The sequence below is a fragment of the Synechococcus sp. PCC 7335 genome (assembly GCF_000155595.1).
GTDB lineage: Bacteria > Cyanobacteriota > Cyanobacteriia > Phormidesmidales > Phormidesmidaceae > Phormidesmis.
Genome location: NZ_DS989904.1, coordinates 4,012,601 through 4,030,641 on the forward strand (window position 1 = coordinate 4,012,601; position 18,041 = coordinate 4,030,641).

Here is an 18,041-nt window from a genome sequence, read left to right on the forward strand (position 1 = left end):
TAGCCTTTTAGTTCACTTCAATAGATGTCCTTTAGGGAACGTGCGACTACTTAAAGGATGCTCGGTGAATCACTATCAGAGAGTCTTTAACTATCAGAGAGTCTTTAACTAAACGTTCTGAAGTAGAGAATTTTGAAGTAAAGAGTTCTACAGTAAAGAACCGTAAGTCAAAAATCACCCATCTATCTAAGGAGTCGTAGATTAAAGCGCTATGAGTAAACCTGCTAGTTCTCAATCTGCAAGTCGCTCCAAGGAAAAGCCTACGGCTAAAAAGGACAGCGTTCAAAAAAAAGATCAGACTAAGGATCGATCGACTGACTCTACTCCAGTTCTATTGCAGCCGGATGATTCGCAATGGTACATCAGTCGAGAACTAAGCTGGTTAGAGTTTAACCGCCGCGTACTACACGAAGCTGTAGATAAACGCACGCCGCTGCTAGAAAGGCTGAAATTTCTAGCGATCTTTAGCTCTAACCTAGACGAGTACTTTATGGTACGAGTTGCTGCAACCAAACAGCAAATCGAAGCCAATGTTTATAAGCGTACCCCAGATGGCCGTACCCCATCTGAGCAGCTTGAGGCAATCGGTCAGCGCCTGCGCCCTATGATCGATCAGGTACACAGCTATTTTCAGAACGTGCTTAGAGGTGAGCTGATCGCTAATGATATTCGCTTACTAAACTACGAAGAGCTCTCCGCAGAACAGACCGACTATTTAGACCAGTACTTCAAAGATCAGATCTTTCCGGTTTTGACCCCCCTTGCGGTTGATCCAGGACATCCCTTTCCCTACATATCAAACCTTAGTATCAATCTCGCAGTCGAAATCCAGGATCAAGCCTCCGCTGAATCCCACTTCGCCCGAGTAAAAGTTCCTAAGGTATTACCTAGATTTGTTCAGCTGCCTACATCGCTAGAGGGTGTTCAGCCTTGCCGTTGGACAGGCGTACCAATGGAGCAAATTATCTCTCATAACATTGCGGCCCTATTCCCAGGCATGAGCGTCAAGGACTGTTATACCTTTCGAATTACGCGCAATGCAGACTTGTCGGTGGAAGAAGATGAGGCCGATGATTTGATGCTGGCTATTGAACAGGAGCTGCGTAAGCGACGGCTAGGCGGGTCAGTTGTCCGAATGGAAATTGAAAAAGGGATGAAAGGCACGATGAGAGCAACGCTGCTAGACCAGCTTTCTCTCTCTGAGAAAGATGTCTACGATGTTGAAGGACTCTTAGGCCTGACTGACCTGATGAGCTTCATGGGACTGCCTATCAGTGAGCTCAAAGATGTCCGCTGGAAGCCAGTAACGCCTGCTCCTTGGAAGTTAGCTGCTCAGCAAGAAGGAGAAGATGTCTTTTCGCTGATTAAGCGGCGCGATCGCCTCGTTCATCACCCCTACCAAGCGTTCTCAGGCACGGTACAAACTTTTATTACCCAAGCTGCGACCGATCCAGACGTTCTAGCCATTAAAATGACACTGTATCGAACGTCGGGTGATTCTCCGATTGTCAACGCTTTAATTAAAGCTGCCGAAAACGATAAGCAAGTCGTAGCATTAGTAGAGCTCAAAGCCAGGTTTGACGAAGAAAACAACATTAACTGGGCAAGGGCACTAGAGCGCGCTGGGGTGCATGTTGTCTACGGATTAATTGGCCTAAAAACACACACCAAAGTAGCTTTAGTCGTGCGAAGAGAAACCGATGTTATTCGCCGCTACGTACATATCGGCACTGGCAACTACAACCCCAAAACAGCCAAACTCTATACCGACTTAGGACTACTAAGCTGCCGGGAAGATCTAGGCAAAGATCTGACTGATTTATTCAACTATCTAACAGGATATTCTCGGCAGCAGTCCTACAAAAAGCTACTGATTGCGCCTGTAGATTTGCGATCGCGTATGACCCAGTTCATTCAGCAAGAAACTAAACATGCTAAAGAAGGTAAGCGAGGCCACATCATTGCCAAGATGAACGCCTTAGTCGATGCCGACATCATCACCGAACTCTATAAAGCTTCTCAAGCAGGTGTCAAAATTGAACTCATTATCCGTGGCATCTGCTGCCTGCGCCCAGGTATTAAGGGGCTAAGCGATAATATTAATGTCGTTAGCATTATTGGACGATTTTTAGAACACTCTCGCATCTTTTACTTTCATAATGATGACGATGAGCTATTCTATATCGGCTCAGCAGACTGGATGCCTCGGAACCTAGATCGCCGAGTAGAAGCTTTAGTACCCATTGAAGATCCACCGCTGCGTTCAGAGCTAGCAGCGATACTAGAAACCTGCTTGCAGGACAACCGCCAGGCTTGGAAAATGAAATCAGATGGCACTTACGTGCAGCTACAGCCTCAAAAGGGCGAAGCCGAGGTTAGCACGCATAGTATCCTGATGGAAAAAGCACTTAGTCAGAGCTAGTATCAGCTAATATTAGCTAGCTTTCGCCGATTCAGGGCCTGATTCTACCTAGTGGGTGACTTGAGATCTTCAGGTTTGTCACTAGGCAGATTTATCACGGTGCTAGCTAGGGTCCAGTTTTCTAACTAAAAGTCCAGCGACAAAAGCAGGCTAAGCGATTTACGCTCCTTCTAAGAGCTTTTCTGCGGAGTATGCATCCGAGAAGCACTACCTCTATTCAAATTTCTCTAACTGCTCTAGCTTTAGCCACACATTAGGCGTAGGTACCCGGCCAAACTTGACTAAGCCATAATCGTCACGAACATCTAGAATCTCACCCTTGGTATCAAATACATAGCTAGAAAGACGGGTATCGCTCGCTTTAGCCTCTACGCTATTTTCAAACTTCTCTTTGACCAAACGGACGAAGTCTCCTTTCTTTACTGGCATAGCTCTCTCACGTAATCAAGTATTAGTAGTCTATTAGTAATCAGGTATCAGCAATGGGTTCTTAGCCAGTTGCTTAAGGACCGCCACTGTGAGCTGCTATTGCTAGCAGCCTCGTCTGCTACAGCTTATTGTATCGTCATCAAGACTATCGCTGACATTTTGGACAATAGTGGGCAGAGCGGCCAGCTAGTTTTATCCGCAAAATCCCTACACCACATTTCCGACAGGGTTCTCCCTCTCGATCATAGACCCAAGCCACTCCGCCGTAGTTTCCGTTGGTGCCGTGTACGTCTCTAAAGTCACTAAAGGTAGTACCGCCAGATTCGATGCTAGTTGTGAGTACGTCTCGAATTGCCTGATGCAGTTTGGTAATTTTTCGGCGAGTCAGGCGATCGCACACAACCGTAGGCCGAATTCCACTCAAGAACAGCGCCTCGTCCGCATAGATATTACCAATACCTGCTACCAAGCGCTGATCTAGCAATGCATTCTTAATCGGACGCTGCCTTCCCTTCAAGGCGGAAGCTAGATAGTCTATCGAAAATTCTTCAGAAAACGGCTCTGGTCCTAGCTTTTGCAAGCCGGTCATTACCGAATCTATCGCTCTATCGGGCGGAACCCACCACAGTCGTCCAAATGTACGCTGGTCTACGTATCGCAGCTCATTGTCACCATCAAAAAAAAGTCTTACCCGGCAATGCGTCTGCATGGGCTCATTTTTGGGAACCCACAGTAATTGCCCAGTCATTCGTAAATGGACCCCTAGCCAGCCTGCCGGTTCTAGCTCAAGTCGACGCCTTTGGCATAGCGTTGCCAATAGGTATTTACCACGCCGGTGCCAGCTCGTGATCTGTACACTACTCATTGCCTCTAAAAAGGCATCAGCCAGTTCAGGGTAGGCAATTGTACGCGCTAAGCGCACCTCTCCCCCTCGAACTGGCTGATTAAGTGAGACTCGATTAAGACCCCGACGAACGGTTTCTACCTCAGGAAGCTCAGGCACTACGCTTCTCTATTTTTTAGCAGCCTTCTTTGGAGGTGCTTCTACTTCTACTAGCTCTGCTTCAGAAAAGTTGTTTGTGTTCACACCGGCATAGTTAACTTTGCTAAAGCGCACCACAACAGGATACTTGATACCGCTTTGGTCGACTGAAGCAACGGAGCCTACTTCCCGAAACCAGTAAGACTCTGGGCGAAGAATTCTAACTTTAGAACCACGCTGAACCATGAATACTAACCCTCTTACAAAATGCTAGACATACAGTAGGTTGTTAACAGACGCTACCTATCTCTCAACATTACTACTCTGTTGCTTCTAAACTTCACTTTTTAAGTTTTGTTGCTACAAAGCGATAACTTTTGCAAAGTACGAAGTTGATATACGAGCTGTAACGTAGTGAGTTTCAATTAGCCTATTGAGTACACATCAATTTGAGTACTCAGCTACGGCCAGGCTAGCTGTAGGATAGAACCGTTAGCGGTAGCGCTGCAATGGGTTATGCAATGGGTTCAGTAGTCTCTTCTGTAGGTGCCTCAGTCTCCGCCGTGCCACTACTGACTGGTCGCGTCACCTTGATACCATTTTCTTCGAAAATGACTTTTGGTTCGTAGGCTAGCATATCGATATGTATGACCTGAACGCTGCCACTGCCAATGCGATCGCCTACCTTGACATACCGCTCCGGCTCGTCGCCCGCTTGAACAATCGCGTAAGAGGTCCCGTCTAGCTGAATAACACCAGAAACCGCAACGGTTTGTGCAACGACGGTCTGGGGAATAGAAGGTTCTTCTACTACTGATGGTTCTACTACTACTGGAGGTTCTACTACCGGTTCTTCTTTCACCTGCACTGCCGGCTGAGTTGGGTTCGCGGGTGTAGAAAAGTCTGAAGGGTTAATTGTTATGCTCTCACTCGCGTTATTCGCACTTGCAGTTATCTCGTCTGGTAGCTCAATAGGTTCAGGGGCTAATGGAATTGGCAAAGTCGCAAATGGATCAACACGAGATCTAGAGACTGCCTGGGCCCTCGCTGAGGGATCAGTCGACTGAATTAAGTCTGCTGTTACAGTCGGTAGTGCGTCTAGCAAAGGGTCTTCAAATGCGTCTTCATCATCGAGCGCAATAGCAGCCTCTTGGTCCGCTTCAACTGCTTGCTTTCGCGTTTCGATAGTAGTCGCTATCGGATCAATAATTTCGATATCTTCTCCAGCACTTAGATACTGACAGCCGGTCAATGGAACCGTTGCTACTAAGATTAGGAGCCATTGCCACGCGGATTGATTTTGCATAGGACACAGCAGTCGAAAGTTTTGATTTAGCGGGGTCATCGCGGGCGTTTTTGAGACGTTTGCACGAACCTGTGCTCTCTTAAAGTAGACAGAAAGGAGTAAAACTAACAGGTTGGGTCTGTACTAATAGGTTTGATCTGTTCTGCCGCGACTTTTTACCCTTCTCTAGCGGGACGCATAATTGCCTGTAGATGTTGCAGCCCTTTTCTTACGCGGCGAGAGACCGTCACAGAACTAATTCCTAATTTCTTAGCGGTTTCTTTTTGAGTAAGATCCTGTAAAAAGACAAACTCTAATACTTCGCGAGTCCGTTTTTCTAGTTGCTCCAACGCCTGTTGAAGTCGAATCCTATCCTCTTGGGCGAGTTGAAAGCTACGGTACCTAGCATCTGGTAAGAGTTCCCCCAAAGAAGAGGCACCATTCCTATCTTCTCTAATCGGAGCGTCTAGGCTTAATAGGTGACGGTTGCTGCTAGCTAGTTTTACTTGCTGCCACTCTTCTACAGTAACGTTGAGCCTTGCTGCAACTTCATAGTCGTTAGGCTTACGATTAAGCTCATTTTGCAGATGTCGGATAGCCTGCGCTGCTTGATTCTGCAGAGCTTGCCATTTTCTAGGGATTCGGACAACCGTACCCTTATCTCTAAGATAGTGCTGAATCTCACCACGGATATAGGGAATCGCAAAAGAGCTAAATGCATACCCTTTTTCTAGATCAAATCGTTCGATGGCGTTGATCAAGCCGAGACTGCCGATTTGCATTAAATCGTCAAAGGTCTCACCAGAATACCCTAACCAACGGTATGCTTCCTGACGAACCAATCCAATATTGAGCTGAACTAAGCGATTACGTAGCTGAAGCGAACGGTCTTTTTGGTAGAGGCTGAGGAGCTCAAAAGATTGATTTTTTAGAACTTGGTGAGGTGAAGCGTGCATACAAGAAAAACCTGTCGGATTCTCACTTAGCATCCTTAGGCTAATGAAGAAAGAGAACTATTAGCGCTCGAACTAGAGTACTAAGTCAAACAACCTAGAGGTAGTTTGACCACAGCGCTAACAAGGACAGCCTAATTAGGTCCACCTTCTATCGCAATTGGGTTTTTACGGAATCGAGAGTCTGAAACAACAAAAAAAGGACACCCCAAAGGATGTCCTCTTCAATCAATGTTTGGTAATAGATAAAGGCAACTAGAGCAAATCGAATTCTAGGCTAAGCCACTTTAGTTAGCAAGCTGCAGCTTAGCCGAGTGACCAACGTTATAGAACGGCTTTAGGCATCGAAATCGGGTTCAATTCGGCCATAGAAAACACCTTGTAAGCGAACATCGTCCGCAGCGGCGGTTCCCATATCAGTATCAGAAGGCTGTTCTGAGATGAATGTACCGCCTATTTCCCCTGTATTACTATCTACCTTAGAAATCTGTAGGGAAATAGTTCCACTGCCAACATCGAAGGCTTTGACATTCTCTCTAGCCAAATCGTTAGAATCAGCGCGAGCAGGTAGCGCTACTGCATTATCATAGCCAGTCGTCAGGCCTCTTGCCTTGGGATCGAGAAAGTTGGAAGTGCGATAGGAAGGTACCCGGAAAGAGCCTTCAAAGTCAGTAGAGGTAGTGATTGCATTTAGACCAGGCTGAGAGCGAGCTTCGAGTCCCTTGATGGTAAATAGGAAAGGAATCTGATCGCCACCAGGTAGAAGTACGGTGATAGGCTGGAAATCCATCCCTAGCTTCTCGTCAAAAACCAGACTACCGTCGTCTTGAAGGTTGATATCGCCGCTTACCTGCTCAATAGAAGTGGTGTAGCGAGTGAGGGATTTTCCGGCGACAAATTCAGCTTCTTTTCGCTTGTTAGGAGATTCCTGTTTAACAAAGAAGCTCGTAGGCTCCAGGCATAGATCAACTAGCTTGTAGGTAGTGCCTTCTTCGATGGGAATTTGTCCACGGCGAGTTTCGTCTACCTGAGGGCAGCTATTGGCAAGTCCAGTGTTGCGAATTTGGTCGTAGGTGAGCGGAATTTCGCTGGTGGCGGAAGGAGCTTCACTACAGGCTGTCAAAACGCCTAAGCAAAGGGCAAAAAACGCAGCGAGCAGAGCGCGATACCTCATGGGTAACCTCAAGATTATTAGATGTTAAAGGGTATTTAGTACATAAGTTTACACCGCCTCTGTCCAGTTTTGGAGCTGGTTTTGAGAGGCGGAGTGCTTGCACTAGCGACTAGCGATCGCGTAGGCTCAGTCAAGCTAGTCACGATAGAAACGCCAAGGTATAGGGCAAACAGGGTTTTCGCCTTCGCTAGAAAACCGCGCCAGTGTTACTGAACGCCTTGCCCATATTGTCCCAACCAACAGGTTACAAAATTTAAAACGGTGAGCAATTCTACGTCTTCTCAAGACTCTAATGACCTGAACGAGTTAGTCCAAGCGGTGCAGTCTGTTGCACAGCGTAGGGAGGGTAACTGTCTGGCTTTGCTGGAATTGCTAAGGCAGTTAGAGCGACTACATAACGATATTCGCGACACCTTGTTTAGAGATGCATTGCCTGACAACCGACAGCGGCTATACCGGCTATTAAGAGATATTGAACAAGCGGGTGGGTGGCCTTATATCCAGAGGATGCAGTTGCTGTCTTTAATAGAAAACTTGGAGAAAGCGGAACAAGCATTTGGGTATGCTGAAGAAGATGCTGATGAACCAAGCTAGGTACGGAGACTAACTCTATAGCTTCCTTATTAATGCTCTTTCTATATTCATAGGTTCTTCATCAGTCACTAATCCTCTAAGCGTCTTCGCGTTCTAAATTGTTATGACATGGAGTTATAGCGGATTCGTATCGTTACGAACGTATTGTCTATGAATTGAGAGCGTTCTTAGTACAAAATCGTTTTTGTAACAGTAACAGCCAAAGATAGAGATACTTGATCAGATTCACTTTGACTAAATCACAATAGCTAGCCTTTTGAGATTCCTACTCCGGATCTAGACGTCTTCGGTTCGCTTTGAAACAATGTTTTTTGTTTCCATCCATCTCTACCGAGTTCTCTACTTCGTAAAATCCTCTGTCCAAAGAAACTCGAATAGTTAGGGCTCTAGATAGTTAGGACTCTGTGGGTAGCCACTAGGGCGAGCAGATTGGACGGTGGCTGCATATCCTAATCTCATAGAAGTGGAAGACCTAAAGTGGAAGATTTCGACTGATGTTCGTAGTAGATCGCCCACGTCGGGTGTCACAGGTAGCTAGCTACACCATAGATAGAAAAAAGTAGGATAGCCAGAGTATTGATGAAAGTTTTGTTGACAAAGCAACTGATTAAGTAGGCAGCTATGGTCTCAAGAGAAAAAGAAACAGTTAAAGAGCTTCGCCAAACGTGGCTACCTAGGCTGCTAAGGCATAGGTGGCTGCGAAGTGCTGTGCTGAGTTGTTTCTTACTGGTGTCAATGCATTCTATGACGGCGCAGCCTGCTACGGCTAGCATGAATCGATTCTGTCAGATCACTGATGCCGAGGTGCAGAGTAAGGAGTCGTTACGTCTAGCGGGATTGCAGGGAGACGAAGCCTCACAAAGAGAGTACGAGGAGCGATCGCGTCAGCATGCAGCGGCAGTACATAGCTGTCGTCGGACCCAGTGGCCAGAGAATCAGGCTGTTTGGCTACGATTGTACCCTTGTGATCTGCGCCCAGGCGGGCTAGATACACTCATGGACCGGATTGTGAATCTTGGCTACAACCAAGTTTACATCGAGGCATTTTCCAATGGTCAGGTACTGCTGCCTAAGAATGACAATCCGACAGTGTGGCCAAGTGTCGTTCAGTCTGAAGAATTCGCTGATCGCGATCTATTAGCAGAAGCGATCGCCGCGGCACGTGAACGAAGTCTATCTGCCTACGCTTGGATGTTCACTTTGAACTTTGGCTATTCTTACGGGCAGCGGTCTGATCGACGGCAGGTACTGGCTCAAAATGGCAGAGGCTCAGATACTTTGGACTATGCCAACAACGGTAAGAGTGGCACATCTGAAGAGGTGTTTATCGATCCTTACAACCGGGTTGCTCAACAGGACTATCAGCAGATGGTGCAGGCAGTACTAGCGCGAAAGCCAGACGGAGCGCTATATGACTATGTACGCTATCCCCGCTTAGTCGGTAGCAATTCGGTGGCAAGTGGGGTAAAAGATCTCTGGATCTACGGCCCGGCAGCTAGCCAAGCTTTGGTTCAACGAGGCACTAATGGTAAGGGGCGAGCGCTAATTCAGCGGTTTCTGCAGCAAGGCTATTTGACGGACCGAGATGTCGTCCAAACGGATAATCTTTACCCGGATGAGGGCGAGCCGCTTTGGCAGAGTCGGACCCCTGCCCCAGTAGCTCCAGACGACTTAGCACCAGCCTCTCAAAGGCGACCTGGGCTACAAGCTGAGCTATGGCGCCTAAGTGTTGCCCATGCAATTCAAGGCGTAGTCGATTTTCTACAGGCAGGGGCAACGTCCGCTAGGCAAGTAGGTATCCCAGCCGGAGCAGTTTTTTTCCCATATGGTAATCGATCAATTGGCAACGGCTATGATTCTCGTTTGCAGCATTGGAATCGCTTTCCTCAGTGGCTGGACTTTCATCCGATGGCCTATGCAGTTTGTGGAAATACGAGTTGCATTGTAGATGAGGTCAGGCGAGTGCTAAATGAGCGCCGTAACCCTGCGACTGTGAAGCCTGCACTGGCAGGAGCTTGGGGTATTACCGAGCGAGAAAGACCGTCCCTAGAAGCGCAAATGGATGCGCTGCAGCGGTCCCTTCCCCAGCTGAAAACAGTTAGCCACTTCGCTTTTGACTGGCAAGATCCTGAGTTCAATCGGTCGCGAAAATTCTGCTCAACACCGAGTCGGCGGATAAATCTTCAGACGCTGTTTGAATCAAAAGACAGGGATCTTCAGAGCGAAGACTTTACTAGATAACCTCTGGCAAACGTTCTTGTGGACGGCTATCTAGATAGCCTCTAGGCGTGATAAACCAACCTTTGTAGTTCTGGCTACTGCGGTTACCGATAATTACTGTTGTGAGCATATCGATTGGGTGGTTGAACATTTCTTGAAGGTTAGTGAGGATGATATGTTCGTCCGGGCGGTAGAGCGATCGCGCTAAGGCTACTGGCGTTTCGGGATCTCTGTGCTGCAAGAAGTAATCACGAGCAAAGACAATCTGCTGGGTTCTAATTTTGGACTTAGGGTTGTAGAGCGCAACAACGAAGTCAGCTTCAGCCGCTACCTGAAGTCTTCTTTGAATCACAGGCCAAGGGGTAAGCAAGTCGCTTAGGCTAATCGCACAAAAATCATGCATAAGAGGGGCTCCTACCTTGGCAGCGGCGGATTGTAAAGCGCTGATCCCAGGGAAGACCTGAACTTTTGGGGTGCTTCCATTCCAGCCGGTAGCCTGTAGCTGCTCTAGAACAAGCCCAGCCATTCCATAAATGCCACAGTCACCGGAGGAGATGACAGCGACAGTGAGCCCCCATCTAGCTAGAGCGATTGCTCTTTCAGCGCGCTGTCGCTCTTGAGTAATAGGCAGGCTTTCGACAATCTGGTTAGGACGCAGCAGCGGACGAATCAGATCAATATAGAGTGCGTAGCCGATGACAACATCAGCGTTGGTGATTGCCGCTTTAGCCGCGGGAGAAATCTGGCTGAGGCTACCTGGACCTGTGCCAACAAGCTCAAGTTTGCCATCGCGTCCGGTATATTCACTCTGGGCTTGAGCAATCGCGATAGTGACCGCACCGGTCAGACCCGCTTTCTTAACGACTTGCTTTTGAACTTGGAGTTGTGTAGAATCTGCAGCCGTAAGCGCGGCGGCTTCGGCTACGCTAGGTGTCTGAACAACTTGTTCAACGACCTTAGATGGATTAGGAACATTAACTGTCTTTAAAGTAGCGGCGTCGAAGCACTTCAGCGGCCAGTTTTGGTCTTGTGTTAGTTCGAGCAGGCCGACTTCGTCTGCTTTTAGAGATAGGGTCGCTACGCCTGCGATCGCATCTACTGAATAATGATTTTCTGTACAAACTTTCTCAATCGCATGGGCAATCAGCGCTTTATCTGTGCCACGCTCACAGCCAATGCCAAGCCATAGAACGCGAGGATGCCACTGCACTTTGGGTATGAGTGCGTCCGCACTGAAAGTTCGCACAGTGGGACTAATCCAGATCCGCGCTTGAGGAGCTAACTGACGGTTTCGATCTTCAAATTCAGGAAAGTCAAATTGAAAGGGATGGAGCTCAGGCAATTGTTTTCGCCAAAGGTCTGTACCGGCCTCTTGAATAACTTGAACAGGTGCTTGCCGGGCGATCGCGCTACTGACCCCCAACCAGTCTCCTGTTCCTTTTTTCCATCCAAACGGCTCACCTAAAGTATCGACGGCGGGCAATGCCAAATCATTGGTTGCACCCGTTAGTATAGGTTGTGCATCAAGCAGCCGACTGATGCGCTGGGTAAGGCGATCCCCGCCTCCTTGATGCCCACCACAAAGACTGATGGCAACCTTTCCGCCCTGGTCGACGACAACGATGGCAGGATCGATTGATTTGTCGGTAAGCAATGGCGCAATCAGGCGAACGACCGCGCCACTAGCTAGACAAAAAACGAATCCGTCATACGCTTGCCAATGCGCTTGCAAAAAAGCTGACAAAGAAGTTTCATAAACGCGATAGCTAAGGCCTAAAGTGGCCGCTTCCTGCTGTAGGCTAGGTGAAATCCATAGCTGCGCTAGCCGCGTCCCCCCCCTATTAGCTGCTTCTGGTAACGGCCCTTCACATAGCGGGGCTAGGCAGCGCAAACCCGAAGGCGTCGTCGTGATGGCGGCAATAGATGACATTAATCCAGTTGACTTAGTTTAGTAGCGGCTTTGGCGGAAAATCTCTCTGCCAGATTGTTTCACTTTGAGACGACTAGAACGACACCGCAGGCAATCAAGAATATTCCGAACATTCTGAGTAACGATACCGGCTCTTTGAAAACAAATATGCCTATGAAAACAGAAAGAATGTAGATAGAAGCTGAACCTGGGGCAGCGACGCTAAGCTTTACCCGAGAGAGCAAAAGAATGTAGGCGATCGCACCTATCCCATAGAAAGCCAGTCCCGCAATTAACTCAGGAATCAGGATAGCCCCAACAATACGTCCTACCAAAGTTGGCGCGACAACTGACTCAATCTTCAAAGCACCTAGCTTGAGCAGTAGTTGACCACCAGCAGCCATCATTACCGAAAACAGAAGCAGAAGGAATTCGTACAAAGTCACAGCGATATCAGTATGCGGCGTAGGTATGACCCTAGGGGCGCTACTACGTCAAAAGCGTAGCCTCTGTATCTAGAGTCAAGCATCCGCACGCTGTGATTCGACTTGCTAGTTGCCGCACACCCCCAAGAGCGCTAACAGTGTACTTTAGCAAAGCGATACATGCATAGCGACAAGCACTATATTGAGGCAAGCTCATACCAGCGACCCCTCAAGCCAAGATTGCTAAGAGATTCTGTGGCAAACTGACAGACAAGTTACTGTTCATCAGCCTGCTAGATATTCACGCATATCGCTTTGTCGCTTACGTAGCTTTGTCAAAGCCTCTCGTTCGATTTGACGAACCCGCTCGCGGCTGATATCTAGCATCGCACCAATCTTAGCTAGCGTCATATTTTTGCCATCTTCTAACCCGAAACGCAAAGCAATCACCTGTTGCTGCTGCGGTGTTAGATCAGCCATGATCCGCTTTAGATCGCTCTTGAGCGAGGACGCAGTAGCATAATCATCTGGCGTTTGGCCGTCATCTTCCAATAGATCGCCTAGCTGAGTATCTTGATTGTCACCTACTTTTAGATCTAAAGACAGAGGCTGACGAGATCTGTCTAGGTACTCACGCACCTGCTTAATTGTAAAACCGGTGGCCTGGGCAATTTCGCTAGCAGTCGGCGTGCGTCCATGTTGCTGAGTAAATTGACGCTGAGCCTTTTTGATTTTGTTGAGCTTCTCAGTAATGTGAATAGGTAAGCGAATAGTCCGGCTTTTTTCGGCGATCGCCCGCGTGATTGCCTGACGAATCCACCAATAGGCATAGGTACTAAACCGGTAGCCTTTTGAAGGATCAAACTTTTCTACGCCTCGCTGCATGCCAATTGTGCCTTCTTGGATCAAATCCAGTAGATCTACGTTGCGCTTGATGTATTTTTTTGCAACAGAAACAACCAGCCGCAGGTTCGCTTCCACCATTCTGTGTTTGGCCTGTTCACCTGCTGTAACAATAGCTGCTAGCTCGGCTTCAGAAATCCCTCCTGCTGCTGCCCACTCAGTGCGAGTGGGTTCACGATCCAAGGTGTCGACTAAGCTGCTATGAATCGCTATGAGCGACATCAGCTTCTGGACTTGCTTACCAAGAAGAATTTCTTCTTCGTGGGTTAGCAATGGCACACGACCAATTTCTTTGAGGTACGAACGAACGGGGTCCCTAGACGAATTAGCTTTCATTATAAAAATCGCACGGCAGTAAGATAGAGCAGCAATACTAGGAACTAGAACACGAAACCTACTATAGCTTTCGCCACTTAGCTCTACACATTCTCCAGGGCTGAAATCCTCGATGAATAAAGAGCTAATTGGTCAGCAATGACCGTAGGCTTTGCCTTCTCGCAGAGTATGCATCCGGTCATTGCTATAGAAGAGCACATCTATGGGTTTGACCACTGGTCTTGACCACTTCGCTCTAGAGGTCTTTGATCGGCCAAGAACCCTCATCATCAACAAGCAATGTAGTCCAGCTATGTTGCTAAAAAACGATACAAAGCCTTTAGCACGCTTTATCGTCTGATCAATAGTAACAAAATGTAACGTAGATGAGAAAGCATTATGTTCTCTCTATCGAAGTATGTTTGCACTCTTCTTATGTATCGACCTAGCGAGTAAGACTTCGAATCTCTCTGAAAGCTTCTGAGCGCGGTAAGTTGAGCGCGGTAAGCGACAAGAGCTAACTAGGCTAGTCAGGTAAGGATGCGTCTTTGTTTTGCGATATTTATGTCATCTCTATGTTGCGCAGAACTATCGGGCTAAGCATTGCTAGCTGGGCTAGACCACCGCATTCTTTGGATATTCAATTCGTTTGTGGTTGTGCTGTTGCCAGACCTGAATGAAAACGCTCGCAATCACATCCATATCACCTCGGCTCAAACCACTGTCTATGAGCTGACGACTGCGCCAACGGGCTCGAAGAATTCGATTGACTAGAGTATAGGCTTCATCCATAGACGCTTCTGGCTTTAGCGATCGCAGCGCCGCTTCACAGGAATCAGCTAGCATCGTAATTCCCGTTTCGGGACTCTGCGGAGTCGGACCATCGTAGCTAAAGTCTGCGTCGTTAATCACTAGCGACGGTTCTTTTTCCTGGCGCTGCTTAGCCTGCTGATAGAAATAGCTAATTTTCATATCGCCCTGATGCTCAGGGATAAATGCCTGTACTGCCTGGGGTAGTCGATACTTTCTAGCCATGACGAGTCCCTGAGTCACATGCTTTTTGATGATGCCTGCACTAATCCACGGATCGTTAATCTCGTCATGCTTGTTGGGGCCTCCCATTTGATTCTCGATGAAGCTTTGTGGGTCGTGCATTTTGCCAATGTCATGGTAAAGCGTTCCAGCCCTGACTAGTTCTACATTGCGTCCTAACGCGCGAGCGCCAGCTTCTGCCAGATTAGCCACGAACATCGTATGTTGAAATGTTCCAGGAGCCTCAGCAGCTAACCGCTTTAACAAAGGTCGATTAGGATTAGCGAGCTCCGCCAGTCGGATGGGTGTGACGACGTCAAAAAAATGTTCTAGATAGGGACTCACCCCAAGTGCTAGTACACTCCAAGCTATGCCATATACTCCATGCATAGCAGAGCCGATAAAAATAGATTTCCATAACGGCGCAGCTACCGTTAGGCGCATCAAAGTCAAGATAAAGTGGACGATCGCCTGACTAAGCCCAACAAAACCACCTAGTAGCGCAAACTCCTCGCGCGATCGCAGCTGTGGTGCAATCCAAGTCCCTACCAGTGCGGCCGACGCCCCTGCCAGTAATGGAATGATACTTACCGTTGTACCAATCGGTAGCATCAGCGTTAAGAGTCCTACGACTGTTACGCCAAGAGCATTACCATAAAAGCTGCCGACTAGCAGCCCTACTGCAGGCAGACCGATCGTTGGTACCTTCAGTGCTGCTAGTACCGATACGCATAAACACAGCAATAGAACTAGCAGATGATCTCGCTGATTGAGTCGATTTATCTGAAGATGATCCACCCACAGATAAAAAGCTACGGCAAAGGCAGTCAGTACACTAAAGCCACACAGACCAACCCAGTTGAAATAGCGATTCGTCAATCCGAAATAGTCCAGCAACACAAAGTCAGAGGCGTCAATCGGCTCACCCGCACGAACAATCAAATCACCCTGTTCTACAGAAAGCATTACGGGATCGATTTGACGGACTGCTCGCTCTGCCTGCTGACGAGTACGAGCTTCATCAACCACTAAATTAGGCGTAAGTGAAGCTGCCAAAAAACCTGCTGTCAGTTCCTTTATGTCTGCGTTAGGCTCGCTTGCAACACGCGACTTGATGGCCTTACGTAACAAATCGTCTGGAGTTCCAACACTGATACCTTGCAGCATCATCTCGTTAAACAGTCTCCGAGAGGTTGTTTCCAGTCTGTTCCACTGCTCCTCAGATAGTTTAAACAGCTGATAGTTGTCTAGCAGTTGCCCCTCTGTACGGGCTGTGGCTGCCAAGGCCTCTATATTGTTTTGATACTGCTGCCTACGATCTTCCAAGCGAACCTGTAGCTGCACCAATCCTGGTAAGTCGTATAGTTCGCGATAGGCAAGTAGCTCTTGCAAAGCCAGCCTTTGTGGCGGTGTTAGAGAGTCTAGTTCGCTACCTACTTCACCTAGGGCTGCTTCAGTTAGGGCTGCTTCAGTTTGCTCTTCAGCGGCGTTTGTAAGAGCCTGGATCTGAGCGGTCGAAAGATCAGGTTTCTTTGCTAAGCGCCAGACTACCTGCCATTGCTCTTCAGTTGTCTGAAAGAGAAAGCCTTGAGTTGTTTGTGATAGTGTTTCTAGATCAAGGAGAGGAAGGTTTCCAGCCTGGTCTCGAAGCTTGCGGCCCTGCCGTAAGAGGGTATTAAGCGATCGCCTAGCTGTGGCTGTCTTTTCAGAATCTATCTGTAATACCTGAACTAGACCGCTTCGAGCCGCCTCGCGGCGACTTTCAGTCTCTTTCTTGTCCTCAATCTGAGCAGGCGCGGGCGCATAAAAAGTCTGTGGCGCAATCGAACGAACATCTAAAGCAGGTTGCCGATAGAAGCGCTGACCAAAACAGGTGGCTAAGAGCAGAACCGCAAGCAGAGTTACTGTCCAAATCCGTTTAGAGCCGATTGGCGAGCGAATTAGAGTGTGCCCTGTAGAGGGTCGGGCACTAGAGCGCCGACTGTTGGGAGGCCATTGGGGAGTAACAGATCGAGAGCGAACGGAATCGCCGATGCTATTAGGGATTTTAGCCTGCGCGGTAGAATGACTGCCAGTACTAGTACTAACAGTATCGATATTCGGTTTAAGAGAGGACTGCGTTTCTGGGTGAGTCTCTTCTAACAGCAAAAAATCTTGAGCGCCGTTAACTAAGGGGAAACATCGGCGAGCAATCTTCTTTCTCAAAGCTCGACTAGATGGCTTCAGTCGGTCGATTAGTCTATTAACGAAGGCAGGAACAACCCTTTTCCAGAGCCGACGTAGCCGATTGGCAATATGACGAAGAGCACCCATAATTTTCACCGGGCAACCTATCTAATCAACCGCTGTAGCAAAGCTACAAGCAGAAACACACGAGAACCAAAGAAAATTACGTAGGGGTAGCGAATAGTTCATCTAGATATTATAGTGTGCGACTTTCTTACGACACCTGCCCATTGGTCAAATAGACGATTGGCTAAGCTAACCACTTGGCATAGTCTCCAATCATACCTAGTATGATTTTTCCCTAGAGTGCTTTTTTGTAGGTAATGCTGCTCGTTGTAAGCATGCATCTGCCATAGCACAGGCAACGATGTCCTACCGCCTATAGCGCCTGCAACTATGCCTGCAACCATTCCAGAGACCGCCAGCGCATTAGAAGTAGCTGTAGAAGTATCATCAGCGCTCCATGTTCTTTGATTCATACAGTGAGCCATACAGACCGCTGCAGAATAGTGGTTCGCATGAGTAATTGCGATCGCAATCCCCTCTATGACCTCATCTGCCATGACAGACGAACCATGCAGGACGCGATCACTTAACAACTGCCACAGAGCTTCATAGTCGCGACGTTGTAAAGACGATAGCCCCCAGTTTGATCCGCTTGCTCTCAAAGTAGATAAAGAAGGAAAGTAGGCTGGCAAAGCTGAAGCATTCAAAGCCATTGACAAAACGTCACCTAATACCAGAACCTGTATCAGGCGCTGAGAGTTCTGCTCTAGCATTCCCTCAGCTAGCATCTCGAAAACGACACTACATCGCCTCTTGTCATCGCTGCTATAGCGTAAAAGTAAAGGTAAACTACTGAGCACAAGATCTGACTTTGATGCCGATAGTTTGAAGCTTTGAGGGTCATGTAAAAAGGCATCAATCTGAGTTAGGTGGCCAGCAATCTCATCTGTAAGAGCCGCTAGCCCACAGCCATCCACAAACGGCTTAGCATCTACAGACGGCTTTGACTGAGAATATCTCCCAAAATTTTTCGACTCCAATGCCATAGGTAGCATCCAAAGCCCCATCACAGCACCCTGGAACCGATCTCGCACCAAACCGTCATCAGATAAGATCAACTTTCGCCATCACCTTTACACTGTCCATTGTCTCTGTATATTTGATTG

Annotated in this window: 14 protein-coding genes; 3 read left to right on the forward strand and 11 right to left on the reverse strand. The window is 47.9% G+C overall.

The features are described 5' to 3' along the window. Positions 1 to 211: 211 nt before the first annotated feature. Entirely contained in the window at positions 212 to 2,422 is a 2,211-nt protein-coding gene (gene ppk1 / locus S7335_RS16875) for a polyphosphate kinase 1 (RefSeq protein ID WP_006457012.1), read from the forward strand. Between the two features lie 213 nt (positions 2,423 to 2,635). Here the strand turns inward: ppk1 and S7335_RS16880 are convergent, their stop codons facing one another. The 6 genes from S7335_RS16880 to S7335_RS16905 form a co-directional block, all read right to left on the reverse strand. Continuing rightward, positions 2,636 to 2,851, reverse strand: coding sequence for an NAD(P)H-quinone oxidoreductase subunit O (locus S7335_RS16880; RefSeq protein WP_006456589.1), 216 nt, complete (start codon positions 2,849 to 2,851; stop codon positions 2,636 to 2,638). A gap of 145 nt (positions 2,852 to 2,996) precedes the next feature. Then, entirely contained in the window at positions 2,997 to 3,854 is an 858-nt protein-coding gene (locus tag S7335_RS16885; protein WP_006455209.1) for a DNA-formamidopyrimidine glycosylase, read from the reverse strand. A gap of 9 nt (positions 3,855 to 3,863) precedes the next feature. Beyond that, the gene (locus S7335_RS16890) at positions 3,864 to 4,079 is read right to left on the reverse strand and encodes a photosystem I reaction center subunit IV (protein ID WP_006457318.1); all 216 of its coding nucleotides are present in this window, start codon (positions 4,077 to 4,079) and stop codon (positions 3,864 to 3,866) included. A gap of 268 nt (positions 4,080 to 4,347) precedes the next feature. Further along, complete coding sequence (locus S7335_RS16895) at positions 4,348 to 5,178, reverse strand: hypothetical protein (protein WP_006453711.1); 831 nt, start codon at positions 5,176 to 5,178, stop codon at positions 4,348 to 4,350. Positions 5,179 to 5,294: 116 nt separating this feature from the next. After that, on the reverse strand, positions 5,295 to 6,074 hold the full coding sequence (locus S7335_RS16900) for an RNA polymerase sigma factor SigF (protein ID WP_006454507.1): 780 nt from the start codon (positions 6,072 to 6,074) through the stop codon (positions 5,295 to 5,297). A 334-nt stretch (positions 6,075 to 6,408) separates the two neighbouring features. Next, positions 6,409 to 7,245 (reverse strand): photosystem II manganese-stabilizing polypeptide, encoded by an 837-nt coding sequence (locus S7335_RS16905; protein WP_006456861.1) that lies wholly within the window; start codon positions 7,243 to 7,245, stop codon positions 6,409 to 6,411. 261 nt (positions 7,246 to 7,506) lie between these two features. Between S7335_RS16905 and S7335_RS16910 the strand changes: the two genes are divergently transcribed. Then, a complete protein-coding gene (locus S7335_RS16910; protein WP_006457152.1) occupies positions 7,507 to 7,839 on the forward strand; it encodes a hypothetical protein in 333 nt (110 codons plus the stop codon). Between the two features lie 735 nt (positions 7,840 to 8,574). Then, positions 8,575 to 10,080, forward strand: coding sequence for a hypothetical protein (locus S7335_RS16915; RefSeq protein ID WP_198011385.1), 1,506 nt, complete (start codon positions 8,575 to 8,577; stop codon positions 10,078 to 10,080). On the opposite strand, the gene cobJ is transcribed toward S7335_RS16915, so the two are convergent. The 5 genes from cobJ to S7335_RS16940 form a co-directional block, all read right to left on the reverse strand. Next, complete coding sequence (cobJ, locus tag S7335_RS16920; protein WP_006453387.1) at positions 10,073 to 11,989, reverse strand: precorrin-3B C(17)-methyltransferase; 1,917 nt, start codon at positions 11,987 to 11,989, stop codon at positions 10,073 to 10,075. The two genes, S7335_RS16915 and cobJ, sit on opposite strands and share 8 nt — an antisense overlap. A 59-nt stretch (positions 11,990 to 12,048) precedes the next feature. After that, entirely contained in the window at positions 12,049 to 12,414 is a 366-nt protein-coding gene (locus S7335_RS16925; RefSeq protein ID WP_038016449.1) for a transporter, read from the reverse strand. Between the two features lie 264 nt (positions 12,415 to 12,678). Next, the gene (locus S7335_RS16930; RefSeq protein WP_038016451.1) at positions 12,679 to 13,632 is read right to left on the reverse strand and encodes an RNA polymerase sigma factor, RpoD/SigA family; all 954 of its coding nucleotides are present in this window, start codon (positions 13,630 to 13,632) and stop codon (positions 12,679 to 12,681) included. A 594-nt stretch (positions 13,633 to 14,226) separates the two neighbouring features. Further along, positions 14,227 to 16,956 carry an HD family phosphohydrolase gene (locus S7335_RS16935; protein WP_006453643.1) on the reverse strand — a complete coding sequence of 910 codons (2,730 nt, stop codon included), beginning with the start codon at positions 16,954 to 16,956 and terminating at the stop codon, positions 14,227 to 14,229. Positions 16,957 to 17,054: 98 nt separating this feature from the next. After that, positions 17,055 to 17,993, reverse strand: a complete 939-nt coding sequence (locus S7335_RS16940; RefSeq protein WP_006454713.1) for a hypothetical protein — start codon at positions 17,991 to 17,993, stop codon at positions 17,055 to 17,057. Between the last annotated feature and the right edge of the window lie 48 nt (positions 17,994 to 18,041).

Bases quoted from the DNA above. Each gene is read 5' to 3' on its own strand.
- S7335_RS16890 (WP_006457318.1), bottom strand. From the start codon at position 4,079: ATGGTTCAGCGTGGTTCTAAAGTTAGAATTCTTCGCCCAGAGTCTTAC.
- S7335_RS16930 (WP_038016451.1), bottom strand. From the start codon at position 13,632: ATGAAAGCTAATTCGTCTAGGGACCCCGTTCGTTCGTACCTCAAAGAA.
- S7335_RS16880 (WP_006456589.1), bottom strand. From the start codon at position 2,851: ATGCCAGTAAAGAAAGGAGACTTCGTCCGTTTGGTCAAAGAGAAGTTT.
- ppk1 (WP_006457012.1), top strand. From the start codon at position 212: ATGAGTAAACCTGCTAGTTCTCAATCTGCAAGTCGCTCCAAGGAAAAG.
- S7335_RS16895 (WP_006453711.1), bottom strand. From the start codon at position 5,178: ATGACCCCGCTAAATCAAAACTTTCGACTGCTGTGTCCTATGCAAAAT.
- S7335_RS16935 (WP_006453643.1), bottom strand. From the start codon at position 16,956: ATGGGTGCTCTTCGTCATATTGCCAATCGGCTACGTCGGCTCTGGAAA.
- S7335_RS16915 (WP_198011385.1), top strand. From the start codon at position 8,575: ATGCATTCTATGACGGCGCAGCCTGCTACGGCTAGCATGAATCGATTC.
- cobJ (WP_006453387.1), bottom strand. From the start codon at position 11,989: ATGTCATCTATTGCCGCCATCACGACGACGCCTTCGGGTTTGCGCTGC.
- S7335_RS16905 (WP_006456861.1), bottom strand. From the start codon at position 7,245: ATGAGGTATCGCGCTCTGCTCGCTGCGTTTTTTGCCCTTTGCTTAGGC.
- S7335_RS16900 (WP_006454507.1), bottom strand. From the start codon at position 6,074: ATGCACGCTTCACCTCACCAAGTTCTAAAAAATCAATCTTTTGAGCTC.